The organism is Treponema sp. R80B11-R83G3 (genome assembly GCF_054786115.1).
Window position 1 is genome coordinate 1 of record NZ_BDHF01000546.1, and the last position, 400, is coordinate 400.

The 400-nt window shown below is 49.0% G+C and carries 1 protein-coding gene; it reads left to right on the forward strand.

Features of this window, described 5'->3' with window-relative positions; genetic code table 11:
• Nucleotides 1–400: hypothetical protein (locus tag ACYVRH_RS14895; protein WP_461257636.1), on the forward strand; the 400-nt coding region annotated here is incomplete at both ends.

A 400-nucleotide genomic window follows, 5' to 3' on the forward strand; every position in this document is an offset into this window, starting at 1 on the left:
ATATTACCGTTGTTATCGGCGCTGTTTCGTTCAGTGCGACTAGTCCGGTATATGCGTACAGCTATACCCAAAACGCGGGCAGCGCTGACTTTAACAGCATAGCCGTAACCACCTTTAACGGCGTAAACGGGTCTAGCTATGCTTTTGAGTTTACAGGAACCACTATAGCCATTAACCGGCCCATAACCACGACTTACGCGTCCGGCAGCGGGGGGCAAGTTCATATAAACGCCGGCACTATGACGCTTACCAATACAATTACCGCTTCCGGTTCATTTACCCAGACCGGAACGGGAAGCGTATCAATTCAAGGGGGTGTTACCACCACTAATGCAAACGCGGCTATAAATTTTTCAGGCACAATAACGCTTACCGGCGCTGTTTCGTTAAATACCAGTAC